At 73.5% G+C, this 4,633-nt stretch carries 5 protein-coding genes; all 5 read left to right on the top strand.

Translation table 11 applies throughout. From position 1 onward, the window contains the following. On the top strand, positions 1 to 1,055 hold a 1,055-nt coding region (locus VFZ20_RS08300; RefSeq protein WP_329683388.1), incomplete at its 5' end, for a hypothetical protein. Positions 1,056 to 1,286: 231 nt separating this feature from the next. Continuing rightward, entirely contained in the window at positions 1,287 to 2,255 is a 969-nt protein-coding gene (locus VFZ20_RS08305) for a hypothetical protein (RefSeq protein ID WP_329683389.1), read from the top strand. A gap of 528 nt (positions 2,256 to 2,783) precedes the next feature. Further along, positions 2,784 to 3,683, top strand: a complete 900-nt coding sequence (locus VFZ20_RS08310) for an isocitrate lyase/phosphoenolpyruvate mutase family protein (RefSeq protein WP_329683390.1) — start codon at positions 2,784 to 2,786, stop codon at positions 3,681 to 3,683. After that, the gene (locus VFZ20_RS08315; RefSeq protein ID WP_414682929.1) at positions 3,680 to 4,168 is read left to right on the top strand and encodes a thiamine pyrophosphate-binding protein; all 489 of its coding nucleotides are present in this window, start codon (positions 3,680 to 3,682) and stop codon (positions 4,166 to 4,168) included. Before VFZ20_RS08310 ends, VFZ20_RS08315 begins: the two co-directional genes overlap by 4 nt. Beyond that, positions 4,165 to 4,633, top strand: a 469-nt coding sequence (locus VFZ20_RS08320) for a thiamine pyrophosphate-dependent enzyme (protein WP_329683391.1), incomplete at its 3' end; no start/stop codon positions are given. The genes VFZ20_RS08315 and VFZ20_RS08320, both read left to right, overlap by 4 nt.

Here is a 4,633-nt window from a genome sequence, read left to right on the forward strand (position 1 = left end):
AGGTGGATGCACTGGACGGATGCCGCGCGCCCGCCTTCTGCGCGTGGGTGGAGTACGACACGTTCGCCAGCGACCGCCTGTTCAGCCGCACGGACCTGCCCAATCCGGATCCGTCCGCCACCGACCCGCGGCTGACGCTGCGGTTCCATCCCGGTCGCCGCGCGCATGGCAAGAAGGACCTGCGCTGTGTTCCGCCGCCGGACGCGGCCGCGCTGGACCGCATCCGCGCGGACCTGCGCGGCGCCATCACGCTCACGTCGCGCGCGGTGCCGTCGTTCGACGCGCGGGCGGCGCGCCGAGCGCTGGACGAGGTCTGGGCGGACTACGCGTTCGCCGCGGCGCGCGCGGAGCACGCAGGCGACTTCAACCTGCTGTGGACGGCGCGCACGCTGCGGCGGCTGGAATATCGGACGCCGCTCGTCCCCCTCGGCGCGCTGTGGGACGCGCCGGGGATGATGCGCATCGTCGCGGAGACGCTGGTGCCGTTCGTCCGCGAGAACGCGGGCTTCGTGGAGGCGGCGAACGAGGCCATCCGCGAATCCGCGCCGCACGACTGCGGGATGGGCCCGCGCGAGCCCGGCCACCTGCCGCTGGCCGTGACGGACCCGGAGACCGGCATCCGCTTTCCCGTCCGCGTCGTGCGGCGCGGGGCGGATTACGTGATCGAGGGCGCGGGGCCCGTGCCGTTCGCCGTCTCCGTGGGCGGGGCGGGGGAGGACGAGCTGCTCGCGTTCCTGCACGCGCACCGCGGCCGCGTCACGCCGAACGTCTTCGCGCCCGTCTTTCTCGTTCGCGCCGGCGTGGGCGGCGTGCTGAACGGCAAGGGCGCCATCCGCTACACGCTCGTCGTGGCGCGCGTGCTGGAGCGGATGTTCGGTCTCGCGCATCCGCCCAACTTCCTGTGCGCCGGCCCGTATCGCGGTGCCGATCCCTTCGCGGAGGCCCGCGCGGCCGCCGGTGTCCCGCCCGCGGACGTGGAGCCGACGCTGCTGGCGCGCCTTCTCGCCTCTGATCCCGCCACCATCCGCGCGGAAACCGCCGCTGTCTGGCGCTAAAGAACAGCAACTGCATTCTCACGCAGAGCCGCGGAGGGCGCAGAGTACTTCATCGCGCGACGAAGTACTCTGCTGCCTCTGCTCCCTCTGCGTGAGAATGCAGTTTTCTTTTTTCCGGAAAAACCGCACGTTGAGATCGTTGACACGGGCTCTCGTTTCCGGTTACTCTGCGTCGAGCGGTTGTAGCAGGTTCAATCCTGGATGAGCGGAGGCGGATTGGGCGCGAGCCTGGTGATCACGGTAGACACGGAGCCGGACGACCAGTGGGCACCCCCGTCCGGCGGGCGGCTTCCCCCCTTTACCTTCGCCAACACCCGCGGGCTCAACCGCCTCAAGGACCACTGCCGCGCACTGGGCGCGCCCGTCACCTGGATGACGTCGTACGCCATCGCGCGCGACCCGGAAAGCGCCGCAGTCCTGCGCGCGGCCGCCGGCGAAGGCGACGAGATCGCCGGGCACCTGCACGGGTGGGAAACGCCGCCGTTCGTCCCGGTGGATGCGGGCGCGCGGCCGTTCATCTACGAGTACCCGCGCGACGAGCGGCTGGCCAAGCACCGCGCCCTCGTGGCCGCGCACGAGGATGCGTTCGGCGCGCGGCCCGTGAGCTACCGCGCGGGCCGCTGGGGCGTGGACCCCATCGAGCTGGAGCACCTGGCGGAGCTGGGCTACCGGATCGACAGCAGCATCCCGCCCGGCATCGACTTTCGCGACCGCAACGGGCTGCGCGCGCCCGGGCCGGACTTTCGCCGGCACCTGCGCGCCGGCCCCGCCCAGCCGTACCGCGAAGGCCCGTTGTGGGAGGTGCCCGTCTCCATCACGCCGCTGGGGCTGCTGGGGGCGGGGACCGTCGGCGCGGGCGTGGCGCGGCTGGCCGGCGCGCGCAGCCCGGCGGACCACGCCAGCCGCTGGGCGTACCGCGCGCTGGACGCGGCCGGTCTCCACCGCCTGGTCTGGGTGCGGCCGCTCAAGCATCCGCGCGCGCTGCTGGTGGCCGCGGCGCGGTCGCTCGTGCGGCAGGGCGCGCGCATCATCAACGTGATGTTCCACTCGTCCGAGGCGTGGCCGGGAACGAGCCCGCTGAGCCGCGCGGAAGAGGACGTCCGCCGGCTGCACGACGACCTGACCGCCATCGTCCGCGCCGTGCGCGAGCTGGGCGTGGTGCCTCGCACCCTGCGCGATGCCGTGGCCGCCGCCGCGTAGGCCACGCCGGGCGGGGATCCGTCCAGGGCCGCCGCGCCGCCACGAGCCCTCCCGCCGGCCCACCTCTCCCCGCGCAGCGGGGGAGGTCGCGAGTCGACGAGCGGGAGGGGCCCTCGCGCGGGGCCGGTGCGGAGCGTGATCGCCGCCCCCAGCCGGAGCGAATGAATTCGCCGCTGGAAGTTCGCGAAGTCCGCCTGCGCGGACTGCCCCAGAGCGGGGCGCCGGAGTGCACCAGGGCGGCCTCTTACGTCGCGGGTCCGGCTTCGGCGCACCATGACGGCGTGCGGCAGGAGCCGTCGGCGCAGGCCGACATCACGTTGTCATAGCCGCGAATTCATTCGCCGTGGCTGGGGCGCCGCGTCACCTGTACTGAGACGCGACCTGGCATCACTCTTGGGTCTGGAGCGACGCGTTGCGCGCCGTGCCGTCCTGATCGCGGTGCCATCCTGATCACGGCGCCTGGCCGTAGCCGCCGCGTCGTTCATCGCTCCCCATCGATCTTCCTCCCTCAAACGCAGGGATCCTCCCATGAACGGTCCCACCCCCGCGCGCCGCCTGCGCGAGCTGCTCGCGCGCCCCGGCATCGTCCGGCTGCTGGGCGCACATGACGCCTTGGGCGCGCTCGTCGCCGAGCGCGCCGGCTTCGACGGCGTCTGGTCCAGCGGCTTCGAGCTGGCCGCCGCGCACTGCGTGCCCGACGCGGGCGTGCTGGGCATGGCCGAGCAGCTGGCCGCCGCGCAGTCCATGGCGTACGCCGTCCGCATCCCCATCGTGGCGGACTGCGACACGGGCTACGGCAACGCCGAGAACTGCGCCCACATGGCCCGCCGCTTCGAGGCCGCGGGCGTGGCCGCCGTCTGCATCGAGGACAAGCGCTTTCCCAAGCTCAACTCCTTCGCGCCCGGCGCGCATGAGCTGGTCTCCGTGGACGAGTTCGTGGAGAAGATCCAGCGCGCCCGCGACGCCCGCGCCGGTGCGGACTTCGCCGTCATCGCGCGGACGGAGGCGCTCGTGGCCGGCCAGTCGCCCGGCGAGGCGCTGGAGCGGGCCCGCGCCTACGCCGACGCCGGCGCGGACGCCATCCTCGTCCACAGCAGCGAGGCCCTGCCGCGCCGGCTGCTGGAGGTCGTCCGCCGCTGGGATGGCCGCGCGCCCCTCGTCCTGGTCCCCACGACCTACCACACGGTGACGGCCGCGGAGCTGGAGGACCTCGGCGTAAAGGTCGTCATCTACGCCAACCACGGGCTGCGCAGCGCCCTTCGCGCCATGCAGGAAACGGCGGACGAGATCCTGCGCAACGGGTGCAGCACCTCCGTGGAGGAGCGCATCGCGACCGTGGCCACGGTGCTGGAGCTGTCGGGGACGATGGCGGCGGCGCACGCGGCCGATCCCGCGCGCCGTCCGCTGGCCACGGCGGGGGCGGCGTGATGACGGGATCGCGCTTTTGCGGACTGCTGGCGGACGCGGGATACGACTTCTTCAGCGGCGTGCCGGATTCCACCTTCGGCGCGGCGTTCGCCTGCCTGGAGGCGGACCGCGCGCGCTACCTGCCGGCCCCGCGCGAGGACCTGGCCGTGGGCGCGGGCGTGGGCGCGTGGCTGGGCGGCCGCCGCCCCGCCGTGCTGATGCAGAACAGCGGCTTTGGCACGTCGCTCAACGCCATCCTTTCCCTCGCCGTGCTGTACCAGGTGCCCATGCTGCTCATCGTCGGCTGGCGGGGACACGGGCCGGACGCGCCGGAGCACGTGCAGACGGGACGGACCATGCTGGACGTGCTCCGCGCGCTGGAGCTTCCGTTCGTCGCCGCCGAGCCGGAGACGGTGGAGGCGGACGTGGCCCGCGCCGCCGCCGAGCCCGCCGCCCGCCGCTCGCCCGTCGTCCTGCTCCTCCGCGAAGGGATGGTGAAGGGATGACGCGGGCAAAGGCCATCGCCGCCGTCCTCGCGCGGCTGGGGGACGAGCTGGTCGTCTCCGCCAACGGGTTCCTGAGCCGCGAGGCGTTCGGCGCGGCGGACCGGGCGGAGAACTTCTACATGATCGGGTCGATGGGCCTCGCCGCGTCCATCGGCCTCGGGCTCGCGCTGGCGCAACCGGAGCGGCGCGTGGTCGTGCTGGACGGCGACGGCAACCTGCTGATGGGCCTCGGCGGCCTGCCGATGGTGGCGGAGCGCGCGCCTGGCCGCTTTCTCCACGTCGTCCTAGACAACCAGGCGTACGGGTCCACGGGCGGCCAGCGCTCCCTCGCGGACACGGTGGACCTCGCGGCCATCGCGCGGGGCGCGGGCTATCCGCACGTGCGCCGCGTGGAGGACCCGGCGGAGCTGGATGCCGCGCTGGATGATCTGCTGTCGGCGGACGGCCCCGCGTTCCTGCTGGTGA

Source organism: Longimicrobium sp. (assembly GCF_036280135.1).
Classification (GTDB): domain Bacteria; phylum Gemmatimonadota; class Gemmatimonadetes; order Longimicrobiales; family Longimicrobiaceae; genus Longimicrobium.